This window comes from Lapillicoccus sp. (assembly GCF_025353065.1).
GTDB lineage: Bacteria > Actinomycetota > Actinomycetes > Actinomycetales > Dermatophilaceae > Lapillicoccus.
In genome coordinates this window covers 1-21,883 of the sequence record NZ_JANXRJ010000002.1, presented here as the reverse complement: position 1 = coordinate 21,883, position 21,883 = coordinate 1, and the positions used below count along the sequence as shown (strand labels likewise).

Here is a 21,883-nt window from a genome sequence, read left to right as displayed (position 1 = left end):
GTCAGCCCCTCCGGATGATCCGGATGACCCGGCCCGACGCGCGCCGCGCGACCTCGGTCACGCCGCCCTCCTCGAAGTAGCGCCGCGCCAGGGACATGTCGTCGCGGGTCCGTCCCTTGGGCAGCGCGGCCCGGAACGCCCGGCCGGACCGCAGCGACAGCTCGCCGCGCTCGGCCACGACGTCCGGGGCGCGGCGTGGGGAACGCACGAAGGCCGCGAGCGGCGCCAGGGACCGGCTCCAGGTGAACTGCTGGGAGATCTCGCGAGCCCGCGCCGAGGCCGCAGCGGCCGCCCCGGTGTCGGTGAGCAGCAGGACCAGGGCGTCGGCCAGGGCGTCGACGTCCTCCGGCGGCACGGCCACCCCGAGCGACTCGCGCTCGACGAGGTCGCCGAAGGCGTCGCCGTCGGTACAGACGATGGGCAGGCCGGCCCAGAGGTAGTCCAGGATGCGGGTCCGGAAGCTGAACTCGGTCTCGACGTGGTCGAAGTGGCAGCTGACGCCGAGGTCGGCGTCCAGGAGGTAGTTCTGGCGGTCGTCGTAGGCGACCCACTGCTCGTTGAAGAAGACGTGGGTGCCCTCGAGCCCGAGGTCGGCCGCGAGCGCCCGGGTGCGGTGGGCCATGTCCATCTCGGGGACCCCGGGGTTGGGGTGCTTCATCCCGAGGAAGACCAGGCGGATCTCGGGGACCTTCTGCCGGGCTTTGTCGATGGCGTGGATCAGGGTGAGGGGGTCGAACCAGTTGTAGACCCCGCCGCCCCAGATCACGACCTTGTCGTCCGTCCCGATCCCCGGGAAGGTGCCCTTGAGGGCGTGCCGCGTCTGGACCGGTCTCCCCTCCTGCAGGCCGAAGGGGGCGACGTCGATCAGGCCGCGCAGGCTCTCGTCCTCGTCGTAGGTGTAGGGGTTGATCCGGCCCATTCCCGCGAGCTGCCCGAGCCAGAAGTCGCGCTGCTTCTCGGACGCGCAGAGCAGGAAGTCGGCCCGCGCGAGCTGGCGGTTGAGGGCGTCGACGGTGTCGCGCGAGATCGTCATCCGCTCCTCGTCGGAGCGGGCGCGTTCCTGCTCGAGGGTCTCGAGGTGGAACGGGTCGTAGACGTCGGCGACGAGGATGACGTCGGCGTCGGCGATCCAGGTGTGGAAGGACAGCAGCAGCCCCTGGAAGATCAGCACGTCGGCCCACTCGACGAGGCCGTGCAGCTGCTGGCGGTTGACGGTGCCCGTCTCGAAGCCGTCCCCGTCGAGGGTGCAGCGACTGGCGGTGGTGACGAGCCGGACGTCGTGCTCCACCCCGAGCAGGCGGGAGATCTCGAAGGCCCGGATGGCGGGTCCGGCCATCTTCCCCCCCAGAGGCTCACCGGTCACGACCGCGACCCGGCGCCGACGGCTGAAGACCTCCTCGATGCCGAAGGCCTCGAGCAGGTCCTGGTGCGCAGCGAGGTAGGACGGGAAGGGGTATGCCGGCTCGATCGCCTGACGGAACAAGGGGAACAGGTCGAGGTCGGAGCGGCGGCGGCGGGCCTGGATGTCGCGCCGGTCGGGCATCAGGCTGGGTAGCTGCTCGACGAAGTAGTCGATCGCCAGCGGCCCCGTCAACGCCATCTTGGGGACGGTGACGTCCTCCTCCTCGTCGCCGCCGGGACGGACCTGCAGGTCGAGCATCCGGGCGTCGAGGCCGGTCCGGGCCACCGACCGACGCACCGAGAGCGCGAACGCGGCCGGCAGCGTGCGGAGCAGCGTCTCGTCCTCGTAGTTCTTGTACATCGACAGCATCGCGTTGCGCTCGAGGAGGTAGCTCTCGCGGTAGCTGCCGAACTTCTTCATCGTCGCGTGGTGGCGGTGGTAGGCCAGCGAGGCCGGCACGAAGCGGAACCGGTGCCCGAGCGCGTTGAGCCGCCAGCCGAAGTCGACGTCCTCGTAGAACATGAAGAACCGCTCGTCGAAGCCGCCGAGGTCGCGGTAGACCGCGGCCCGCACGAACATCGCCGCGCCCGTGCCGAACAGGACGTCCTTGGGCCGGTCGTACTCCGGGTCGTCGACGTGCTCGGCCTCGCGCTTGTAGCCGCCTCCCCACCAGGTCAGCGAGGCGTCGGCGAAGTCGACCAGCCGGCCGTCCCAGTCGAGCACCTTGGACGCGACGGCTCCGACCTCACGGTCGGCGTGGAAGACCTCGACCGCCGCGGCCACCCAGCGGGCGTCCGGTCGGGCGTCGTTGTTGAGGAAGGCGACGAACTCCCCGTGGGCGGCGCGGGCGCCGAGGTTGCAGCCGCCGGCGAAGCCGAGGTTGGCCCCCGACTCGATGAGGGTGACCCCCGGCAGCGCGGCACGGATCCGGTCGGCCGAGCCGTCGCCCGACTCGTTCTCGATGCAGATCAGCTCGAGGTCGGCGGCCGGCCAGTCGAGCGACGCGAGTCCCTCGAGGCAGGTGATGGTGTCGTCGGCGCCCTTGTAGTTGACGACGACCACCGAGACGAGGCCGGTCCGGATCGGGGCCGCGTCGTCCCAGGTCCGGGGCCCGGGGACCGCCGCCGCGTCCGTGTGATGCGTGCCGGGTCGGGCGCTCACGCGGCGCTCTTGGACATCAGCGGGACCGAGCGATCGAGGGACTCGCGCCAGTCGGGCAGCAGACCACCATCGACCGCGGCCCAGGAGTCGTGCCCGAGGACGGAGTAGGCCGGCCGGGGAGCCGGCCGGGGGAACGCGTCGGTCGTCGTGGGCAGCACCCGCGCCGGGTCGAGGCCGAGCACCTCGAAGACGCCGCGAGCGAGGTCGAACCACGTCGCCTCACCGGTCGAGGTGCCGTGGTAGGTGCCGAAGGGCGCGTCGGAGCCGATCAGCACGGTGATCGCCGCCGCGAGGTCGTGGGTCCAGGTGGGTTGACCCCGCTGGTCGTCGACGACGGAGACGGTGTCGCGTTCGGCGGCGAGCCGGGCCATCGTCGCGACGAAGTTGGGGCCGTGCGCGCCGTAGAGCCACGCCGTCCGGACGAGGTAGCTGTCGGGGCAGATGCTGCGCACCGCCCACTCACCGGCCGCCTTGGTGCGTCCGTAGGCCGAGCGGGGCGCGAGTGGCGAGTCCTCGGCATACGGGCTGGTCGCGTCGCCCGCGAAGACGTAGTCGGTCGACACCTGGACCAGGCGGGCACCCGCCCGGCGGCTCGCGAGGGCGAGGTTGGCGGCGCCGGTCGCGTTGACGTCGAAGGCGGCCGCCTCGTGCGTCTCGGCGTCGTCGACCTTGGTCCAGGCGGCGGCGTTGACGACGACGTCGTGCCCGTGGACGGCACCGTCGCAGGCCGGCAGCGAGGTGACGTCGAGCGCCGAGCGGGGGGCCAGCGTGACCTCGTGGCCCGCGGCGGTGAGCGTCGCATCGAGGTCGTGACCCAGCATCCCGGCTCCACCGGTGACCAGAATCTTCATACCGGCGAGGCTATCGGAGCAGCGCGGGCGTCGGTCACCACGCCGGGTCGCCCGGTAGGGTCGGCGCCCATGAAGGGAATCATCCTCGCCGGCGGCTCGGGCACACGGCTGCACCCCATCACCCGCGGGATCAGCAAGCAGATCATGCCGGTCTACGACAAGCCGATGATCTACTACCCCCTCTCGACCCTGATGATGGCCGGGATCCGGCAGGTCCTGATCATCACCACCCCGCAGGACGTCGAGCAGTTCCAGCGCCTGCTCGGCGACGGGCGGGAGTGGGGCATCGAGCTGTCGTATGCCGTGCAGCCCAGCCCCGACGGGCTCGCCCAGGCCTTCCTCATCGGCGCCGACTTCATCGGGCCCGACACGGTGGCGCTGGTCCTCGGCGACAACATCTTCTACGGCGTGGGTCTCGGGACCTCGCTGCGCGAGAACACCGACCTCACCGGAGGTCACGTGTTCGCCTACCACGTCACCGAGCCATCGGCCTACGGGGTCGTGGAGTTCGACCCCGACGGCACGGTGCGCTCGATCGAGGAGAAGCCGGCCGTCCCCAAGTCCAACTACGCCGTGCCCGGTCTCTACTTCTACGACAACGACGTCATCGACATCGCCCGCAACCTGCGGCCGAGCTCCCGGGGTGAGCTCGAGATCACCGGCGTCAACGACGCCTACCTCCAGCGTGGTGACCTCACGGTGAGCGTGCTGCCGCGCGGCACCGCGTGGTTCGACACCGGCACCTTCCAGGGGCTGCTCGAGGCGAGCCAGTTCGTGCACGTCGTCGAGGCCCGGCAGGGACACAAGATCGGCTGCGTCGAGGAGGTCTCGTGGCGCAACGGCTGGCTCAGCGACGCGCAGTTCGACGCCCTCGCCGAGCCGCTGGTCAAGAGCGGCTACGGCGTCTACATGAAGGGCCTGATCGGCGAGGGCCGCACCCTGCCCTGATCCCCCGACCGCCGATCCCACGCGGCCACGGCGGCCCCTCCCCCCACGCTTCCTGCTTCAGAAGCACCGTTTCGCGCGACATCTCGGACCTGAACGGTGCATCACGAGCAACAAGCGCACGATGGGGAGGGACGACCGGCGCGCCGGGGGCCGGGGGGCTGGGTGCTGGGGGGGTCAGACGTTGCCGGCGACGGCGGCAGCGACCGCGGGGGCGACCCGGGGGTCGAAGACGCTGGGCACGATCTCGTGGGCGGTCGGGTGCTCGACCAGAGCGGCGATCGTGTATGCCGCCGCGAGCTTCATCGCCTCGGTGATCCGGGTCGCCCCGGAGTCCAGCGCCCCGCGGAAGATGCCCGGGAAGGCCAGGACGTTGTTGATCTGGTTGGGGAAGTCCGAGCGGCCGGTCGCGACGACCCGGGCGTAACGGTGGGCGACGTCGGGGTGGACCTCGGGGTCGGGGTTAGCCAGCGCCAGGATCACGGCGTCCGCCGACATCCCTGCGAGCGCCGACTCGGGGACGGTGCCGCCCGAGACCCCGACGAAGACGTCGGCCCCACACAGCGCCTCCTCGAGGCCTGCCGTGACCCCGCGCCCGTTGGTCAGCTCCGCGAGCTCGGCCTTGTGGGGCACCAGCCCGACCCGGCCGCGGTGGATGGCGCCCTGCGAGTCGATCACGACGATGTCACTCACCCCGGCAGCGAGGAGGATCTTGGTGACCGCGACGCCCGCGGCCCCGGCCCCGGAGACGACGACGGACAGCGACTCCAGGGTCCGCCCGACGACGGCTGCGGCGTTGACCAGCGCAGCCAGAGTGACGATCGCCGTGCCGTGCTGGTCGTCGTGGAAGACGGGGATGTCCAGGCGTTCCTGCAGCCGACGCTCGATCTCGAAGCAGCGCGGCGCCGAGATGTCCTCGAGGTTGATGCCGCCATAGGTCGGGGCCACCCGGGTGATCGCCTCGACGAGCTCGTCGGCGGAGCCCGTCTCGAGGCACAGCGGCACGGCGTCGACGTCGGCGAAGTGCTTGAAGAGGATGGCCTTGCCCTCCATCACCGGCATGGCCGCCAGCGGCCCGATGTCCCCGAGTCCGAGGACCGCGGTGCCGTCGGTGATGACCGCGACCGTGTTGCGCCGCGAGGTATACGTCGCGGCGAGCTTGGGGTCGGCCGCGATGGCGAGGCAGACCCGGGCCACTCCGGGGGTGTAGAGCAGCGAGAGGTCGGCGGCGTCGCGCAGCGGCTGCGTGGGACGGGTGGCGATCTTGCCGCCCTCGTGGGCCCGGAAGACCGGGTCGGCGGGGTCGAAGAACGCGCCCGGGGAGGGGTCGTCCAGGGCGGGGTCGTCCAGCGCGGAATGGTCCAGTGCGGAGTGGTCCAGCGCGGAGTCCATCAGAGCGGGATCGGGTGAGGAGATGGCGGTCGGGATGGCGGACATGGGAGGAGAGATCCCCTTCGGGGCAGGTCGTCGCGAGGCCGGAGGGCCGTGATCGGGACGAGAAGGCGGAGCGGCACTTGCTGGACCACACGGCATGGATGTCTGCAACTTCGCAGGCCGAGGTGGTGGCCACGTCAACGCACAACAACTGCGGGTGATGTCCCGCTGAGGCCAATGATGCCAGACCCTGCCGCGTCCCGCCACGCCCGCGTGACCCGGGTCGCGCGCACCAGTCGGGGGCGGGACCGCGGATGGTGCGAGGATGACAGGATGAGGTGGCCGGCGATCGGGATCGCGTGCGTGCGGGGCCGCTCGATGGAGCCCACCCTCCACGAGGGCGACCGGGTGGTGGTCGTCTACGGCATCCGTCCGGTGACCGGGAGGCTGGCCGTGGTCCGTCTCCCCGACTCCGAGGCCGGACCACGGCCCCTGGCGATCAAGCGGGTCACGGGGCACGCCCCCGGTGACCCCACGAGCTGGTGGGTGGAGCGGGACAACCCGGCCGAGGGCGTGGACTCCTGGCTGGTGGGCCCGATCTCCCGCCAGCACGTCAAGGGCGTCGTCGTCGCCCGGATACCCAACCGACTCCGGCGACTTCGACCACCGGGTGTGCGTCGTCGGACGCGGGGGTAGGCGCCTCGGGACGCGGGGGTAGGTTGGGCGGGACAGCGACGACTTTCCGCTGCCCCCCTACACCCCGAAGGGATCACCATGTCCTCGCGTTTCTTTGTCCGCTCCATCGACGTCAGCGCCCACTGCGACCTGCCGTGCGGCATCTACGACCCGGCGCAGGCCAAGCTCGAGGCCCAGTCGGTCAAGGCCTGCATGACCAAGGTCAAGGACAATGCCGACCCCGACTTCAAGGCCCGCGCGCTCATCGTCAAGGAGGAGCGCTCCGACCTGGTCAAGCACCACCTGTGGGTGCTGTGGACCGACTACTTCAAGCCCCCGCACTTCGAGAAGTACCCCCAGCTCCACGGGCTCTTCAACGAGGCGACCAAGCTCGCCGGTGCCGGTGGCACGAAGGCGTCCTGGGACGAGGCGGTCGCCGACCAGCTGCTGGCCAAGATCGAGGAGATCTCGGGCATCTTCTGGGAGACCAAGCAGGCGGCCTGACCCCTCCGGGGCCTCCGTCCTGCATGGATCGACTCAGCCGCTCGGCTCAGTCCGCACCTGGTCCGCATCGCGCAGAAACATCGCGTCGATACTGGACCGGGTGCGGTCGTCGTCTCCCGGTCAGAGGTGGCCTTACCCACGCAGCGTGATCGCTGCGGATGAATGGCCCGGGACGGTCTGTACTTGACAGACGCTCCCCCGGCAATCAGATGCCAGCCCATGGATCGACGTGATCGCGTTGCCATCGGTTCTCACATGCACAAAGTCACCAACGGCCATCGCGACGACGTGTGAGAGTTCTCGGCTGAGAACCTTTGCGGCGGCCGCCATCGCGTCGACGTGGTTCCGGATCGCGCGACGCCGTTCAGCGTAGGCGTCGTCGTCGAGATGTGATCCGGGAGTCCCTGCCAGCTGCCAGTAGGGGCTGGGTGTGCTGGTTTGTGGCATTAAGCCCCGACGGCTGCGGGCGTCTTTCCTGTGGGGAGCTTCGCCTTGGCCGCAGCCTTCTTCGCGGCGGCCGCTGCCAATCGGGCCTGGGCGGCGGCCGTGCTCTGGGCCTCGGTGACCGCCTTCTTCGCGGCCTGTGCGGCTTGGGCCGTCGCCAACGCCTTGGCCTTCGCTGCTGCCTGGGCTGCGGCCTTGGCAGATGCGGCGGCTTGGGCCTGGGTATGAGCCTGGGCCAGGGCCTGAGCCTGGAACTGAGCCTGGGTCTGGGCCAGGGCCTGGGCCTGGGCAGCAGCCACGGCGACGACAGCGGCGTACGACGAGGCCGCCGCGTCGATGGTGGGCGCGATGGTGGTCGCCGACGAAGGGGGGGTCTCCGCGGAGCCGGGCGGCACGGTGGCGCCAGGAGAATGGCTGCACGCTGTGAGAGCGAGGACGGACAGGACGACTGCTGCGGCGCCCGGATGGCGGAAGGTCTTCACGGTTGGTACCCCTTGAGTGCTGAGCCGATGGCCCGAGCCGTAACCGACTATCAGGATTTCTCCAGGCACACACCGCTTGGGATCAGGGAGTTCGACGCAAGGGGCTCTTGGACTGGAGAGTTCGACAGTAGCCGGTGGAGAGTCTCGACGGGGGTGGTTCACTCGAGGCGGTGGCGGGGTCGGTTGCTCGGCTCGGCGGTGCTGGACACAGCACGGGAGGGCGACCATTTCCCGCCACCTCCACCCAGAGGTCGCCCTGGCCTGCCATGCCGACGTGGGCAAACGGCCACCCCGTATGCGGTCAGTGGTCAAACCTGCCGGAAACGCGGATTTCTGGGGGCCTGGTCAATGACCGTTGGCAGCAGTCGTTTCTTCCTCTCTCCGACGTCTTTCCACGAGAGCCAGGACGAGCAGCGCCGTTGCGATGAGTTGGCGCGCTCATGGCGAGATCGTCGACAGCAGCACCTCCGTTCCCACAAGAACGGGGTGCTGTGGGTGCCGCCGCCACACCGAGACCAGGGGGAGCAAGGGCCCGCACCCTGTAGGGGGGATCGTGATCCAGGCCCGCTAGCCCCTCGTCGTGACGCCGTGGGGGCCGTCGTCCTCTCACCGGCCGAGGCCACCATTTCCCGGCCAGGGCGGCCGGGGGATGTCTGCGCTGGTTTCAGACCCGTGACCAATTTATCCTTTCAGCGTCATGGGATCGGAGTCCTGCCTCTTGCTCCGCAACTGGTCGCACATTGCCAGTCCACGCTCTGGCAGCCGTCACCCGCCATCACGTGCCACGCGTGCTATGCGTGCCCGTGCGTGACGTGCGTGCCCGTGCGCGCCGTGTGTGCCCGTGCGCGCCGCGTGTGCCCGTCGTTGCCGTGCATCAGGTCCGGCCCTCGCGCCCCTCGCGCCCCTCGCGCCCCTCGCGCCCCTCGCGCCCCTCGCGCCGCGCGAGCACCCGCGACAGCGCGTCGACGACCGCAGGGTCGTACTCGTAGCCGAGGCCGAGGTGGATCCGTTCGATGGCGCTCGCCTGGCTGGCCGGCGTGGGCTTGTCGCCCACGAGGTCGTCGTAGGCGTTGGCCACCTTGATGATGCGGCTCGAGATCGGGATCGGTTCACCGAGCTCGCGGACGTGGCGGTAGGGCTTCGCCTGGGCCTCGAGGATGGTCGCGACGTCGTCGAGCACCCCGGTCTGCCGGACGATCTCGGCCCCGTCACGGGCGATGCGGTCCTGGTCGGTCGGCGCAGCCAGCATCGTCGCCCCCCCGGGGATGGGCGTCCGGAGGGCGACCTGCCCGATGTCGTGGAGCAGGGCGGCATACTCCAGCTCGAGGGTGTCCCGCTCCGACATCCCGATGACCTTGGCCATCCCGACGCTGAGGTCGGCCACGCGGGTGGGGTGGTCGGTGGGGGTGTAGCCGCCGATCTCGGTCAGGCGGGACAGGGTGCGGATCGTCTGGCCGTAGGTCTGCCGCACACTGGCGAAGCGACGCACGGCGAACTGCGTCAGCACCAGGGGAACGAGGAAGACCGGGATCGCGACGATCCCCAGCGGGTGCTCCGCGAGGGCGATGAGGGCGCCGGAGGCGGCGAGAGCCGTGCTCAGCCCGGCCGCCCGACGGAGCTCGTCGACGACGGACTGGCGCCAGGACAGGTGTTCGCGTAGCGCGGTGCCGGTCGCGGTGATGAGGCTCTGGACGACCAGGGCGACGGCCGACGCGAGGAGCATGCTGATCGCCGACAGCCACCGTTGCTGGGTCCACGTGGTCTGGAGCGTGAGCAGCGTGCTCCCGCCCGAGAGGGGCACCTGCCGGAAGAGGACCGCGAGGACGGCGGCGCAGAGGAAGCGTGCGGCGAGGTCGTCGGGCCGGGTCGGGCGATGGACGAGGGCCGACACCCCGGTGCCGATCAGCATGGCCAGGGCGGTGGCGACGATGGCGACCCAGGCGTCGAACCGTAACGGCTGGGCCGATCCGACTCCCGAGGTCATTGCCAGGGCGAAGGCGGCGGCAAGGGACATCGGGGCGCTCTCGCGCGCCCCCGGCAGGGTGATCCGGTTGAGCTCACCCACGGCGATCGTCACGACGAAGGCGAGCAGCACCCCGAGCTCGAGATCGAGGGGGGGCCCGGTCGCCTGCCCGGCCGGAGAGGCAAGCCAGAAGGGGTCGACCAGCACCCGCATCAGCGCGAAGACGGCGACGAGCGCGCCGATCGTCGCGAGCACCGCCTCCACCCGCAGCCGCCGCCCGAACCGCAGGACCGGCTTCACCTCAGCTGCCGTAGCTGCGGCAGCTGCGGCAGCTGAGGCGCGACGGGTTCGGAGTCGGCGGAGGGATCCTCCAGCGTCCGGAGCCGGGCCGCGAGGTCGGAGGCCTCGGGGTCGTCGTGGTCGAAGTACCCCGTCATCGCGGCGAGGGTGTCGGCGTCGACGTCGCCGGGCGTCCAGTCGTGCCGCTCGGTCGCCCGTCGCAGCGCCTCGACGACCCGGGGGTCGAACTGGATCGCGGACCGCCGCTCCATCTCGGCGAGCGCCTCGGCGATGTCGAGAGCCGGGCGGTGGGGCCGGGGCATGGTCAGCGAGTCGAAGGCGTCGGCGACGGCGATGATCCGCGCCGCGAGGGGGATGGCCTCCCCCACGAGGCCGGTGGGGTAGCCGCGCCCGTCGTAGCGCTCGTGGTGATGCCGGATGCCCTCGAGGGAGTCGGCGAGGAAGTCGATCCCCGACACGAGGTCGGCGCCGCGGTCGGGGTGCTTCTCGAGGACGGCGAGGTCGCCCCGTGACATCTCCCCCGGGCGGCGCACGATCCTCGTCGGTAGCCCGACCTTGCCCACGTCGTGCAGCATCGCGGCGAACCACAGGGCCTGGACCTCCTGGGCGCCGAGCGAGAGCGGTTCGGCGATCCACTGGCACAGGATCGCCATCCGTGCGCTGTGGCCCGCCGCGTAGGGGTCCTTGGTCTCCACGGCACTGACGAGGGCACTGAGGGCACTCTCGTGCGAGCGTTGCTCATCGCCGTACTGCACGAAGGCCCATCGGGCCACGAAGAGCGGCGCGAGGATGAGGAGGGCACTGAACGGGCCGACGTCGGCCGGGACCCACAGGGTCACGAAGAGAAAGCCGATGACGCCGTAGCCGAGGTAGGCGACGCCGGAGTTGGTGGCCATCCGGACGAAGATGACCCGCCACGGCACCCCGCTGTCGACGTGCATGATGCCCGCGAGCAGGGCCGCGTTGACGAGCATCTGGGCCGCGTCGGCGACGAGCAGCGGGAGGCCGACCTGGAGCAGCAGGGGTCCGGCGCCGTTCACGGTGTGCAGATCGTGAGCCCCACCGCAGGCGAGGTAGAGCAGACCCCCGAGGGCGCCGACCACGACATGCATCGCCGTGTTGAACAGGCGTACCCGAGGAAAGACGTGACCGGGCTGCAGGCCCATGGCGACACCGGCCACGACCGCGCACCCGACCGGTCCGACGATGGGGATGCTCGCGAGCAGGATGATGCTGAGGAAGGAGAACGCGACCCTGGACCCGACGTTGGGTTCCGCGAGGACCTGACTGAGCAGGCCCATGCCGCACAGGACGACGAGGGCCACGAGATCGCGCGGTGGCCCCAGGTGGACCGAGCTGAGGACCACCAGGGCGATGGCGAACAGCACGGTGCCACCGATGTAGGTCCCCAGCGAGAGGGCCAGCGGCGGCCGCGGCAAGGGAAGCCTGCCGCTCCCGTGGTCGCTCATGCGCTAACGGTAAGTCCTGCACGCCCGTTTCGTGGGCGCGCAGGACCACCGAGCCGTCGGGATCAGGGGATCTTGGGGTTCCAGGACCAGGACTGGGTGGGACCGGGGGTGGGCGGCGTCGTCGTCCACGTGGGGGTGGTCGGGTTCGTCAGCATGGACTCGAAGACCTTGGTGAAGTGCTTCATGGCTGGGTGCTCTTTTCTGTCGCGGCTCTCGGGTGCCGCGACGACAGGTCGTGCTGCTGGAGGGAGGGTGGGGTCAGGGGATCTTCGGGTTCCAGGACCAGGACCGGGTGGGTACGTCGCTGGCGGGCGTCAGGATGGACGGGCAATCCGTGGCACGAAGCATCATTTCGGTGTGTCTCTTTTCTGCCCTGGCTTTCGGGAGCCGGGGCAACAGGGGTGACTTCTTGGGACGTGGCCGTCGCGATGGGCCACGGCCACGTTTTTCAGACTCACACAGCGCCGACGCACGATGGGGGGAGAGGGTTCGCACCAGCAGTTTCTTTAACAAGAATTGACACAAGCCGGCTGTAACTCTTTGACATTGGACCCGGTTGGACCCTGATTGCGCCGTTTCGGCGCCCTCGGCCGGTGTGGGATGCTTTCCGTTGACAATCCCGATCGACTGGAGCACATGATGAGCAAGCGCGCCCGCAAGCGCCGTTCACGCAAGGGCAACGCCGCCAACCACGGCCGCAAGCCCAACGCCTGATCACGTCGCAACACGCGGCACCACCGGTGCAGGCACCATGGCATCGCGCCGAGCCCGCGCCCCCGAAGCAGCAACGACGGAGCCGACGACCGGATGGTCGTCGGCTCTCTCGGTCCTCCCGCGCCTAGCTCGTCGGGCGTCCGTCGGGGACGAGGGGGCGGGGCCGGCCAGCACGTCGACGCTGCTGCCAGCGCCGGGCAGAATCGGCCAGCAGCAGCCCGACGAGGCTGAGCAGCCCGACGAGGCTGAGCAGGACCCCGAGGTCCAGCCCCGGGGGCTCGTACTGCAGCTCGACGGTGTGCGTGCCGGCCGGGACGGCCACCGCGCCGAAGGCGTGGTCGGCTGCGACCAGTGGCACCGAGTGCCCGTCGAGGGAGGCGGTCCAGCCGGGCTGCCGCAGCGAGTCGGCGACCACGAGATGACCGGCGGCGGCCGCGGTCACGGTTGCCCGGATGGTGGGCCCGTCGTCCTCGTCGACGGTGACGGGGGTCGCCGTGGCGCTCGGGGTCGCGGGTCCGGCAGCGGTCCCGGAGGCCACGACGATCGTGTCGGGGCTCATGCCGGCCGCCAACCGGGAGACCTGCTGCGCGGGGTCGGGCACGACGACGGTGGTTTCCGCCCAGCGGATGCGAGGGAGGCTCGACAGGCGTTCCCAGACCAGCGCTCCCGCCTCGGAGTCGACGAGCCTGAGCCCGTCGTCGGCGGCGGCGACCGACCCGCACGAGAGGGCGCCCCCTACGGTGGCCAACGGGACCGGCTTCGAGACGCCGTCCGCTCGCACGGTGACCGTCAGGGGGCCGGCAGCAGCGAGGTCCTCGCCGGGGAAGGCGATGGAGATCTGTGTGGGGAGGGGCAGTCCGGGGCCGAGGTAACGGCCACCGGTCACCGTCTTCCCGTCGGCCGTGCGGACCGACACCGAGAGGGACGCGCCGCGTCCGGCGCTGGCGACCAGCGGCCCGGTGGTGAGGACCACCAGCCCGCGCACCGGACCACCCGGTAGGGTGCAGGTCGCCGGGTGGGTGGCGTCGACCGGGGCCGTGCCGTCCCCGGCCGGAGCGAGGTCGACCGCACCGGAGACCGCGTCGTCCGGGCTCAGCCAGTACTTGACGGACAGCCGGTCGAGGAGCGGCTGCCGACCGACCTTCGCCAGCGGCAGCGACGCCGACGTGAAGTCGGAGAAGGTGGGGCTGGCGGCGACCTTGGGGTCGACGGCCGTGAGCAGGTCCAACCACTCGGGCGTGCTGAACTGGTGCCCGGTCGGCGTCCGGATGTCGTAGTAGGTGGCCGTCGGCGGCAGCGCCAGGAGGTTGGACGAGGCAAACCGGTCCTCCCCGAGGTTCTTCTGCAGGAAGACGTGCGTCGGGGTGACAGGGTAGAAGTTCTTGACGTCGCTCCCCCCGATGTCCTCGGCGCCGAAGCTGCTGGACTGACCGACCACCAGACCGGCCACGCCGAGGACGGCCACGATCGCGACGACTCGCGGGGCGAGGCGGACGATGAGCACCAGCACCGTGGTGGCCCCCATCAGTGCGGCCGCGACCATGATCCGGTCCCGCACGATGGGGTAGAAGCCCTCCTCGACGGACTCGTGGCGGGCCATCAGGACGATGGCGACCCCGAGGCCCAGGAAGGCGGCCAGGACGACGACCCGTCCGAGGATGCGCAGCCACCTGCTGCCAACCGGGCGCGGGGACGGGTGGTCGGCGTCGATCCGTTCGTCGTCGGACGTGCCCGGCGGGCCCGGCGGGCCCGGCGGGCCCGGGTCGCTGCCGCCGGTCCGTGCCCGGCTGACCTGGCGGACGAGGCGCTCGAAGCCGAATGCGGCGAGGACGGCCAGCACGAAACCGAGGATCGAGCGGATCCGCCAGATCGAGTTGTTGGAGAAGACCGGGAGGACCTGGAGAGCGGCGAGGAGGGGACCGCCCAGCCACCCGACGACGACGACGGTGGCAGCGGCGATCACGAAGAACCCGGCGACCCCGGCGGCGCGGTCGTCCGTCCGGCCCCGCCTCCCGGACCAGAGGACGGCCACCACCGACAGGACGACGGCGGCCGCACCCACGAAGGCGATGGTCTCGATCGGGTTGTGGACGCCGCGGACCTCGCCGCCGACGCACGTCCCGAAGGCGTCCGGCGAGACCAGGGTGAGGAGCGTGTCGAGGGGAGCGGACTCTCCCTTGACCACCTGGCGGTAGGACAGGTCGGTGTCGGCGAGCTGCTTGGCGAACGGCACCAGCTGGAATGCCGTGAGCAGGGTGCCGACAGCCAGGCCCGTGACGGCCAGCGCGAGTCGGCGGCCGATCTCGCGAACGTGGCCGCGATGGAGGGTGATCACCCTCACCAGGAAGTAGGGCGCCGCGAGGTAGAGCGCCATCCCCGTCACGGCGGGGAAGCCGCCGAGAACCATGCTGGCGACCACGAGGGCGAGCGGCACGGCATCCCGGGCCCGTCGCTCCTGCGCCAAGCGCTCGACGGACCAGAAGAGCGCCGGGATGAGCGCCGCAACGAGGGTCTGCGGCCAGTTGGACCACGAGATCATGAAGCCGGAAGCGCAGTAGACGATGGCGCCGAGGACCCCCGAGGCGATGCTGAGGCCGAGTCGCCGCAGGAAGGCCACCATGCCCACGAGCACGGCGGCGAACTGGGCCAGCTTGACGAATGCCGGGGCCAGCGAGAGCGGGACGAGGTAGTACGGCAGCGCCAGGGGTGAGAACTGGCCGTTGTTGGGTGAGGCGATGGGGGCGCCGCCGACGTTGTACTGCACCCAGGTCGGGTAGTGCCCTGAGTAGAGGATGCGCCGGATCTCGCTGATGACCGGGAGCCCGGTGTCGACGGTGTCCGAGCGGCAGGTGTTGACGGCCCCGACGGCGACGCCGCTCACGGCCTTCCACGGCTGGAACTCGGTCAGCAGGTTGACGTCGATGGCGAGGTCGCGACCGATGAGGGACGGACCGAGCACCAGCGCGACGAAGAGGACGAACAGGAGCACGAGCGCCAGATCGACCCATCGGGGGAACGGCGAGCGCACTGCACCCCTTCCGCTCGACGTCGTCCGACCGGACCGGTCAGGTGACCCTCACCTTAGTCGAGGCCGGGGTTACCTCGGTCAGTCAGTCAGTCGGGCGAGCCGATCCGGATCATCGTGATCCTCGTGAGGATCGTCGCGCGCAGCTCGAGCGGAGCCTCCTCGCAGGCGCAGGACCGCTTGATGACGGCCTTCAGCGCCTGGTCGAGGTTGTACTGCTTCAGGCAGGGGCCGCAGTCGTCGAGGTGGGCCTGGATCTTGCGGCAGTCGTCGGTGCTCATCTCGCCGTCGAGGTACTCGTAGACGCGCAGCAACGCCTCGGAGCAGTCGCTGTCGCTCATCATCCCGTCCTGCCGTGCGTGGTCGCCGTGCGTCATTGATCGGCTCCTGTGCTCGTGGTCGCGTCAGCGCGGACGAACCCGCGATCGGCGGCATACTCACTGAGCAGCTCACGCAGCTGCCGGCGCCCCCGGTGCAGACGCGACATCACGGTGCCGATCGGCGTCTGCATGATCTCGGCGATCTCCTTGTAGGCGTAGCCCTCGACGTCGGCGAAGTAGACCGCGAGGCGGAAGTCCTCCGGGATCTCGAGGAGGGCCCGCTTGACGTCGCTGTCAGGCAGGTGCTCGAGCGCCACGTCCTCGGCCGACCGCAGGCCCGCCGAGCTGTGGGACTCGGCGCGATGGAGCTGGTAGTCCTCGACGTCGGACGCGTCCGACTGCAGTGGCTCGCGCTGCTTCTTGCGGTAGGTGTTGATGTAGGTGTTGGTGAGGATGCGGTACATCCAGGCCTTGAGGTTGGTGCCAGGCCGGTACTGGTGGAAGGCGTTGTAGGCCTTGGCGTAGGTCTCCTGGACGAGGTCCTCGGCGTCGGTCGGGTTGCGCGTCGTGCGCAGCGCGGCGGAGTACATCTGGTCCAGCAGCGGCATGGCCTCACGCTCGAACCTCGCGCGGCGCTCCGACGTGGTCTCGGAGGCGACGTCGACGACGTCGTCGGCGAGCCGCTGCTCACTGACCTCGCTGGGGTCGGGCTGGACCTCGGTGGGGTTCTCCAGCGGGGTCTGGGTGTCGTCGGTCATCGTCCCCCAGCCTAGTCTCGCGGCCGCTGTCCCGGACAGGCCGGTGCCCGGACTGAGGGGGCCTCCCACCGCGGGCACGGAGAGCATGAGCACGGGGTGACGCCTCCTGGAGCTGGGGAGCAGCCGCCCGATCGGGTGGTCGCCTGTCGCGCTCGTCAACGTCACCGGACGAGGGGCCATTCCCGGTGGGGTGCGAAGGTCAGCCGACTGTGCTGGCAAGGACGGTGCTGGCGAAGGCGACGACGACCAACCCGACGAGCGCAGCGCTGCTCCGCGGGATCGCGTGGGTGCCCGGCACGGCATACAGGTGCTGGCGGCCGGTCCCGAGCCCGGGCAGGTATGCCGCGACCTCACCCGGACCGCCGAAGGGGTCCCGCTCCCCCTGGACGACGGCGATCGCGCGGTCGGCGTCGGTGACCAGCGCGAGCTCGGTGGCCCGCAGCCGCTCGGGCCGGCCGGGAGGATGCAGCGGGAAGGAGAGGCAGAGGACGGCGTCGGCGCCGAGGGTGTCGGCGGTCCGGCAGGCGACGCGGGCGCCGGCGCTGCGTCCGGCGAGGAGCAGCGGCCCGCAGACCGTGGCGAGCGCCCCACCACGACAGCGGAGCGCGTTGACGACCGGGATCCAGGCCGCATCAAGGGTTTTCGGCGGTCCGGCGATCCGCCGGCCGGCCACCAGCCACGGCTGCTCGACGAGCGCGACCGCCCAGCCTGCCCCGGTCAGCGCGGTCGCGGCTGCCGTGAGGTCGACCGAGCCCAGGCCCCCGCCCGCGCCGTGCCCGAGGACGGCCAGACCGCGCGCGCCGCGGGGTCGCGTGACGTGGACGCGGGCCGGACCCGCGGGGGTGTCGACGTCGACGACCGTCGTCGAGGGCGCGGCTCCCGGGGTCACGCGCCGACGACCTCACCGGTCACCGGGTCGACCACGCCACGCAGCTCCTCGCGGGCCAGCGGCAGCAGCAGCTGCTCGCCGTTGTTGCGGGAGCTGCTGACGGCGCTGGAGACCGGGTAGGCGTCGAAGCGGCCGGCCTGCTCGAAGGCGAGCAGCTCACCGACGACGGCGAGGTCCTTCGACGCCGGGTCGAGCCACCGGGCCCAGTCGTCGCGCTCGAGCACCAGGGGCTGGCGGTCGTGGATCCGGTCGAGCCCCGGCTCCGCGCGGGTGGTGATGATCGTGAAGGTCGTCAACCAGGCGAGCGGGTCGTCGGGGTCGGCGACCTCCTTGTCGCGCCAGAACTCGTAGAGGCCGGCCAGCGCGACGACCTCCCCGTCGAGGCGGTGCATGTAGAAGGGCTGCTTGCGCGGCTTGCCCTTGGCGTCCGTCACGGTCGGCGACACCTGCCACTCGTACCAGCCCTCGGCCGGCACGAGGCACCGGCGCGAGGCTGCCGCACGGGCGAACCCCGGTTTCTCGAGCACCGACTCGGCGCGCGCGTTGATCATCCGCAGACCGGTCCTGGTGTCCTTGGCCCAGCTCGGCACGAGGCCCCAGGTGAGCAGACGGAGCTGGCGCGCGGCGGGTGTGCCGTCCGCCGCCCCGCGGGGCACCCTGGTCACCACGACCGGGGCCTGCTTCGTGGGCGCCATGTTCCAGTCGGGCAGGCCGGGCGGCGGGTGCTGAGGGTTGACCAGGATGCTGCGGCCCGGCTCGCCCGTGGCGTCGAGCTCGATGTCGAGCTCGTCGATGAGGTCCGCGTGGTCCTTGCTCGCGGCATACCGGCCACACATGCGCGTCAACCTATGCCGGCGGCCTGCGGCCCACCGTCCGCCCGGGTGCTGCCGGGGCCGCCGAGCAACTACGGTGGTGGCAGTACCGAGACCCGAGGAGATCCGCCACCCATGTCCATCGTTCGTCGCATCGCCCGTCCCATGCTCGCTGCCATCTTCGTCGTCGGGGGGATCGACCAGCTGCGGCACCCGGCCTCCAAGGTCGGCCCCGCCACACCGTTCCTCGACCGGATGATCCCGGCGCTCGGCCTGCCCGACGACAAGGAGATGCTGGTCCGGGCCAACGGCGCGGCGCAGCTCCTCGGAGGCGCCATGATCGCGACGGGTCGGCTCTCCAGGGTGGGCGGCATCCTCGTGGCCGGTTCGCTCGTCCCGACGACGCTGGCGGGGCACGCGTTCTGGGAGAAGACCGACGCCAAGGAACGCGCGATGCAGCGCACCCAGTTCCTCAAGAACGTCGGCCTCATCGGTGGGGCGCTGCTCGCGGCCGTCGACACCGAGGGGAAGCCGGGTCTGGCCTGGCGGGCCCGCAACGCGGGCAAGGTCACCCGCCGCGAGGCGCGGCACGCCGCGAAGACGGCGAGGCGCGAGGCGAAGATCGCCACCCAGCAGGCCCACCTCAGCGTCCAGGACGCCCTGGGCTGAGCGTGGCCGACGTGAGCGCACCCCTGGATGACCCCGGCGGCGCGAGCGCGGCCGACGAGCCTCCGCATCCCGGCGACTGGACGGCGCCGGTCGCCGCCGGTCCCCTCGACGCCGTGGTCGTGCTGCCGGGCAGCAAGTCGCTGACCAACCGGTTCCTCGTCCTCGCGGCGCTGGCCAACGACCGGTCCCGCCTGCGGATCCCCCTGCGGTCGCGGGACACGCTGCTCATGGCGCAGGCCCTCCGGGCCCTCGGGACCGGGATCGAGGACGTCCGTCCGGACGGAGCGGCGGGCGCCGACGACATGGACTGGATCGTCACGCCGGCAGCCGTCCTGCGCGGTGGCGCGACCATCGACGTCGGCCTCGCGGGCACGGTCATGCGGTTCCTGCCACCGGTCGCCGCGCTGGCCGACGGACCCGTGCACGTCGACGGCGACGCGGGCGCGCGGGTCCGCCCGATGGGTCCGGTGCTCTCCGCGCTGCGCACCCTCGGCGCGCAGATCGACGACGGGGGGCGCGGCACCCTCCCGCTCACGGTCGACGGCGTCGGCTCCGTGCGTGGGGGGGCGGTGACCCTCGACGCGTCGGCGTCGTCCCAGTTCATCTCCGGTCTGCTGCTCGCCGGCGCCCGCTACGACGAGGGCGTCACCGTCCACCACGACGGCAAGCCGGTGCCGAGTGAGCCGCACCTCGCGATGACCGTCGAGACCCTCCGCGACGCCGGGGTCGACGTCGACGACTCCGAGCCCAACACCTGGCGCGTCGAGCCCGGTGAGATCAGCTCGCTCGACGTGCTCATCGAGCCGGACCTCTCCAACGCCGGGCCGTTCCTCGCCGCCGCCCTCGCGGTCGGAGGTCGGGTCCGGGTGCCGGACTGGCCGCAGCACACGACGCAGGCCGGTGACGCCTTGCGCGACATCCTCGACACGATGGGGGCCGACGTCTCCTTCGACCGGACCGGGCTCACGGTCGGGGGCAACGGCGCGATCGGCGGTATCGACATCGACCTGCACGACGCCAGCGAACTGACCCCCGTGGTCGCGGCGCTGGCGGCGCTCGCGGAGTCCCCCACCTGGATCCGGGGGGTCGCCCACATCCGTGGGCACGAGACCGACCGCCTCGCCGCGCTGGTGGCCGAGATCAACCGTCTGGGTGGCGCGGCGACCGAGACCGAGGACGGCCTGCGGATCTCGCCGGCCCGCCTGCACGGTGGGCGGTTCCGCACCTATCACGACCACCGGATGGCTACTGCGGGAGCGCTGCTCGGGCTGGTGGTCCCCGGGGTCACGGTGGAGAACATCGGGGCGACGACGAAGACGCTGCCCGACTTCACCGGACTGTGGACAGCGATGATGGCGACGTGATGACGGGTCGGATGAGGTCCGGATGAGGTCTCAGTGAGGTCTCAGTGAGGTCAGCCGCGAGGGCCCCCGCGTGAGCTGGCACGACCTCGACGAGTCCGACATCCGGGTCCGCCCCAACCCCCGGGGCTCACGCCGTCGCACCAAGGAGCGACCCGCCCACGACGACGCGGTGCTCGGCTTCGTCGTCGCCGTCGACCGGGGCCGCTACACCGTCCTCGTCGCGGCGGGGGTCGGTGGTCGCGACCGGCCGGAGCGTCTCGTCACGGCGATGAAGTCCCGTGACCTCGGCCGCAAGGGCGTGGTCGTCGGGGACGACGTCTCCCTCGTCGGCGACACCAGCGGTAGCGCCGACGCCCTGGCCCGGATCGTCCGCCTCGAACCCCGGCGGTCCGTGCTGCGCCGTTCGGCCGACGACACCGACCCCGTCGAGCGCGTCATCGTGGCGAACGCGGACCAGCTCGTCATCGTCTCCTCGCTCGCCAACCCCGAGCCCCGACCCCGGCTCATCGACCGGTGTCTCGTCGCGGCATACGACGCCGACCTCGCCCCGCTGCTGGTGCTCACCAAGTCCGACCTCGTCGACCCCCAGCCCTTCCTCACGACGTATGCGCCGCTCGAGGTGCCTTACGTCGTCACCTCCTGGGGTGGGGCCTCCCACCAGGTCGCCGGGCAGGAGACGGCGGTCAGCGGCTTCGCCGGCCTGGACGAGGTGCGCGGCCGGCTGGCGGGGCGGATCTCCGTCCTGGTCGGGCACTCCGGGGTCGGCAAGTCGACGCTCGTCAACAGCCTCGTCCCCGACGCCCGTCGGGCGACCGGCGACGTCAACGACGTGACGGGGCGGGGGCGGCATACGTCGACCTCGGCGGTGGCGTTGCGGCTCCCCGGGAAGGACGCCGGGTGGGTGGTCGACACCCCGGGGATCCGCTCCTTCGGGCTGGCCCACGTCGACCTCGAGCGGATCATCGTCCACTTCCCCGACCTCGAGCCGGGCACGGACCAGTGTCCGCGAGGGTGCACCCACGACGAAACCGACTGTGCCCTGGACGCATTCGTCAGAGCGGGCAACGCCGGGCCGGCCGGGCCCGCACGCCTCGACTCGTTGCGACGGTTGCTGCGCGCCCGCTCCGGCGTCGACCGCGGAGACGGTCGGGAGGATGACACGGGCGTCGCGGGCGGCCCCGGACCCGGCACCGGGTGAGAGCGTGAGCGCGCGCTGAACCCCTTCGGTGCGACGGTCGTCTCCCCCGATGACCACGCCCATCCCCTGCTGACCGAGGAGCCAGACCGATGACCATCACCGGCCTCCCGCTGCACCCGCTCGTGATCCATGCCGTCGTCGTCCTGCTGCCCCTGATGGCCGTGCTGACCGTGCTGGTCGGAGTCCGCAAGAGCCTGCGCGAGAGGGTCGCCTGGTGGGTCGTCGCCGGCAACGCGGTCATCCTCGGCACCACCATCCTGGCCAAGCAGAGCGGCGAGGACCTCCAGAAGACCCTGGGTGGCAAGATCGCCCTGGAGCACGGCCAGATCGGCTCTCTCCTGCCCCTGTTCGCCCTGGTGATGCTGGTGGCCTCGACCGCGGTCGCGGTCACCCGCCGGCACCGCTCCCTGGGTCCGGTCGCGGTGATCGTGTCCATCCTCGCCAGCGCCGCTGCCACGTTCTGGACGGTGCGGACCGGCGACTCCGGCGCCCGGGCGCTCTGGGCCCGCTGACCCCCGCCATCTGCTGACCCCCGCCTGCTGAGGTCGCGCATCCGCGGTGAGG

General features: G+C 71.3%; 19 protein-coding genes. 7 read left to right on the top strand and 12 right to left on the bottom strand.

Annotated features, from left to right (window positions below; all coding sequences use genetic code 11):
• Position 1: 1 nt before the first annotated feature.
• Entirely contained in the window at positions 2–2,563 is a 2,562-nt protein-coding gene (locus Q0R63_RS00120) for a glycosyltransferase (protein ID WP_295692218.1), read from the bottom strand.
• Positions 2,560–3,414, bottom strand: a complete 855-nt coding sequence (rfbD, locus tag Q0R63_RS00115) for a dTDP-4-dehydrorhamnose reductase (RefSeq protein ID WP_295692216.1) — start codon at positions 3,412–3,414, stop codon at positions 2,560–2,562. Before rfbD ends, Q0R63_RS00120 begins: the two co-directional genes overlap by 4 nt.
• A gap of 69 nt (positions 3,415–3,483) precedes the next feature.
• On the opposite strand from rfbD, the gene rfbA reads away from it, so the two are divergent.
• Entirely contained in the window at positions 3,484–4,362 is an 879-nt protein-coding gene (gene rfbA / locus Q0R63_RS00110) for a glucose-1-phosphate thymidylyltransferase RfbA (RefSeq protein WP_295692214.1), read from the top strand.
• 174 nt (positions 4,363–4,536) lie between these two features.
• On the opposite strand, the gene Q0R63_RS00105 is transcribed toward rfbA, so the two are convergent.
• Positions 4,537–5,796, bottom strand: coding sequence for an NADP-dependent malic enzyme (locus Q0R63_RS00105; protein WP_295692211.1), 1,260 nt, complete (start codon positions 5,794–5,796; stop codon positions 4,537–4,539).
• A 270-nt stretch (positions 5,797–6,066) separates the two neighbouring features.
• Between Q0R63_RS00105 and Q0R63_RS00100 the strand changes: the two genes are divergently transcribed.
• Positions 6,067–6,429, top strand: coding sequence for a S26 family signal peptidase (locus tag Q0R63_RS00100; protein ID WP_295692209.1), 363 nt, complete (start codon positions 6,067–6,069; stop codon positions 6,427–6,429).
• A 78-nt stretch (positions 6,430–6,507) separates the two neighbouring features.
• A complete protein-coding gene (gene sodN / locus Q0R63_RS00095; protein ID WP_295692207.1) occupies positions 6,508–6,912 on the top strand; it encodes a superoxide dismutase, Ni in 405 nt (134 codons plus the stop codon).
• Between the two features lie 446 nt (positions 6,913–7,358).
• Here sodN and Q0R63_RS00090 read toward each other — a convergent pair whose 3' ends face one another.
• The 9 genes from Q0R63_RS00090 to Q0R63_RS00050 form a co-directional block, all read right to left on the bottom strand.
• On the bottom strand, positions 7,359–7,838 hold the full coding sequence (locus Q0R63_RS00090; RefSeq protein ID WP_295692203.1) for a hypothetical protein: 480 nt from the start codon (positions 7,836–7,838) through the stop codon (positions 7,359–7,361).
• An 874-nt stretch (positions 7,839–8,712) separates the two neighbouring features.
• Entirely contained in the window at positions 8,713–10,101 is a 1,389-nt protein-coding gene (locus Q0R63_RS00085) for an HD domain-containing phosphohydrolase (RefSeq protein ID WP_295692200.1), read from the bottom strand.
• Positions 10,098–11,570, bottom strand: a complete 1,473-nt coding sequence (locus tag Q0R63_RS00080) for an HD-GYP domain-containing protein (protein ID WP_295692197.1) — start codon at positions 11,568–11,570, stop codon at positions 10,098–10,100. The genes Q0R63_RS00085 and Q0R63_RS00080 overlap by 4 nt, the downstream gene beginning before the upstream one ends.
• Positions 11,571–11,632: 62 nt before the next feature.
• Positions 11,633–11,755: a hypothetical protein gene (locus Q0R63_RS00075; protein WP_295692194.1), complete on the bottom strand. Its 123-nt coding sequence runs from the start codon at positions 11,753–11,755 to the stop codon at positions 11,633–11,635.
• A gap of 653 nt (positions 11,756–12,408) precedes the next feature.
• The gene (locus Q0R63_RS00070) at positions 12,409–15,312 is read right to left on the bottom strand and encodes a YfhO family protein (protein ID WP_295692191.1); all 2,904 of its coding nucleotides are present in this window, start codon (positions 15,310–15,312) and stop codon (positions 12,409–12,411) included.
• An 86-nt stretch (positions 15,313–15,398) separates the two neighbouring features.
• Complete coding sequence (gene rsrA / locus Q0R63_RS00065; RefSeq protein ID WP_295692188.1) at positions 15,399–15,686, bottom strand: mycothiol system anti-sigma-R factor; 288 nt, start codon at positions 15,684–15,686, stop codon at positions 15,399–15,401.
• Positions 15,683–16,387 carry a sigma-70 family RNA polymerase sigma factor gene (locus tag Q0R63_RS00060; RefSeq protein WP_295692186.1) on the bottom strand — a complete coding sequence of 235 codons (705 nt, stop codon included), beginning with the start codon at positions 16,385–16,387 and terminating at the stop codon, positions 15,683–15,685. Before Q0R63_RS00060 ends, rsrA begins: the two co-directional genes overlap by 4 nt.
• 199 nt (positions 16,388–16,586) lie before the next feature.
• Positions 16,587–17,276, bottom strand: coding sequence for an alpha/beta family hydrolase (locus Q0R63_RS00055; protein ID WP_295692183.1), 690 nt, complete (start codon positions 17,274–17,276; stop codon positions 16,587–16,589).
• Complete coding sequence (locus tag Q0R63_RS00050; RefSeq protein ID WP_295692180.1) at positions 17,273–18,112, bottom strand: SOS response-associated peptidase; 840 nt, start codon at positions 18,110–18,112, stop codon at positions 17,273–17,275. Before Q0R63_RS00050 ends, Q0R63_RS00055 begins: the two co-directional genes overlap by 4 nt.
• Before the next feature lie 111 nt (positions 18,113–18,223).
• Between Q0R63_RS00050 and Q0R63_RS00045 the strand changes: the two genes are divergently transcribed.
• The 4 genes from Q0R63_RS00045 to Q0R63_RS00030 all read left to right on the top strand — a co-directional run bounded on the left by Q0R63_RS00045 (position 18,224) and on the right by Q0R63_RS00030 (position 21,831).
• Positions 18,224–18,757, top strand: a complete 534-nt coding sequence (locus Q0R63_RS00045) for a DoxX family protein (RefSeq protein ID WP_295692177.1) — start codon at positions 18,224–18,226, stop codon at positions 18,755–18,757.
• Positions 18,758–18,768: 11 nt separating this feature from the next.
• The gene (gene aroA / locus Q0R63_RS00040; RefSeq protein WP_295692174.1) at positions 18,769–20,121 is read left to right on the top strand and encodes a 3-phosphoshikimate 1-carboxyvinyltransferase; all 1,353 of its coding nucleotides are present in this window, start codon (positions 18,769–18,771) and stop codon (positions 20,119–20,121) included.
• A 70-nt stretch (positions 20,122–20,191) separates the two neighbouring features.
• Entirely contained in the window at positions 20,192–21,319 is a 1,128-nt protein-coding gene (rsgA, locus tag Q0R63_RS00035; protein ID WP_295692172.1) for a ribosome small subunit-dependent GTPase A, read from the top strand.
• Positions 21,320–21,408: 89 nt separating this feature from the next.
• Positions 21,409–21,831 carry a DUF2231 domain-containing protein gene (locus Q0R63_RS00030; RefSeq protein ID WP_295692169.1) on the top strand — a complete coding sequence of 141 codons (423 nt, stop codon included), beginning with the start codon at positions 21,409–21,411 and terminating at the stop codon, positions 21,829–21,831.
• Positions 21,832–21,883: the final 52 nt, after the last annotated feature.

Excerpts from the sequence above, each read along its gene's own strand:
- sodN (WP_295692207.1), top strand. The coding sequence starts at position 6,508 with ATGTCCTCGCGTTTCTTTGTCCGCTCCATCGACGTCAGCGCCCACTGC.
- Q0R63_RS00030 (WP_295692169.1), top strand. The coding sequence starts at position 21,409 with ATGACCATCACCGGCCTCCCGCTGCACCCGCTCGTGATCCATGCCGTC.
- rfbA (WP_295692214.1), top strand. The coding sequence starts at position 3,484 with ATGAAGGGAATCATCCTCGCCGGCGGCTCGGGCACACGGCTGCACCCC.
- Q0R63_RS00050 (WP_295692180.1), bottom strand. The coding sequence starts at position 18,112 with ATGTGTGGCCGGTATGCCGCGAGCAAGGACCACGCGGACCTCATCGAC.
- Q0R63_RS00080 (WP_295692197.1), bottom strand. The coding sequence starts at position 11,570 with ATGAGCGACCACGGGAGCGGCAGGCTTCCCTTGCCGCGGCCGCCGCTG.
- Q0R63_RS00075 (WP_295692194.1), bottom strand. The coding sequence starts at position 11,755 with ATGAAGCACTTCACCAAGGTCTTCGAGTCCATGCTGACGAACCCGACC.
- rfbD (WP_295692216.1), bottom strand. The coding sequence starts at position 3,414 with ATGAAGATTCTGGTCACCGGTGGAGCCGGGATGCTGGGTCACGACCTC.
- Q0R63_RS00105 (WP_295692211.1), bottom strand. The coding sequence starts at position 5,796 with ATGTCCGCCATCCCGACCGCCATCTCCTCACCCGATCCCGCTCTGATG.
- Q0R63_RS00100 (WP_295692209.1), top strand. The coding sequence starts at position 6,067 with ATGAGGTGGCCGGCGATCGGGATCGCGTGCGTGCGGGGCCGCTCGATG.
- Q0R63_RS00060 (WP_295692186.1), bottom strand. The coding sequence starts at position 16,387 with ATGACCGACGACACCCAGACCCCGCTGGAGAACCCCACCGAGGTCCAG.
- Q0R63_RS00045 (WP_295692177.1), top strand. The coding sequence starts at position 18,224 with ATGTCCATCGTTCGTCGCATCGCCCGTCCCATGCTCGCTGCCATCTTC.
- rsrA (WP_295692188.1), bottom strand. The coding sequence starts at position 15,686 with ATGACGCACGGCGACCACGCACGGCAGGACGGGATGATGAGCGACAGC.